At 65.1% G+C, this 705-nt stretch carries 1 protein-coding gene; it reads left to right on the top strand.

Annotated features, from left to right (window positions below; genetic code table 11):
* Positions 1-705, top strand: a 705-nt coding sequence (locus tag ACH34T_RS44590) for an AMP-binding protein (RefSeq protein ID WP_396027093.1), incomplete at both ends; no start/stop codon positions are given.

Raw genomic sequence — 705 nt, 5'->3', positions numbered from 1 at the left:
CGACCGCATCCTGCAGTTCTACTCCGCAAGCTTCGACGCCTCCATCTGGGAAACCACCCTCGCCCTCACCGCCGGCGCCACCCTCATCACCACCACCCACACCCAACGCCACTCCCCCCAACAACTCGCCCACCACATCACCCACCACACCATCACCCTCGCCACACTCCCCCCCACCATCCTCGCCGAACTCACCCCCCACCAAACCCCCACACTCCACACCCTCCTCGCCACCGGCGAACACCTACCCACCACCACCGCCACCACCTGGCAACACCCACACCTCACCCTCATCAACGGATACGGCCCCACCGAAACCACCATCGGCGTCATCATGGGCCAACTCCACCCCACCCACACCACAAACCCACCCCCCATCGGCACACCCCTAGCCAACAACACCGCCCTCATCCTCGACCGCCACCTCAACCCAGTCCCCACCGGCATCCCCGGAGAGCTCTACATCGCCGGCCCACAACTAGCCCGCGGCTACCACCACCGCCCAGCCCTCACCGCCGAACGCTTCATCGCCAACCCCCACACCACCAACGGCACCCGCCTCTACCGCACCGGCGACCTCGCCCGCCAACACCCCAACGGACACCTCCAACACCTCGGCCGCACCGACACCCAAACCAAAATCCGCGGCTACCGCATCGAAACAACAGAAATAGAAACAACACTCACCACCCACCCCAACATCCA

The sequence above is a fragment of the Actinomadura sp. 9N215 genome, assembly GCF_044326345.1.
Taxonomy (GTDB): Bacteria; Actinomycetota; Actinomycetes; order Streptosporangiales; family Streptosporangiaceae; genus Spirillospora.
This window is presented reverse-complemented; position numbering and strand designations above follow the sequence as displayed.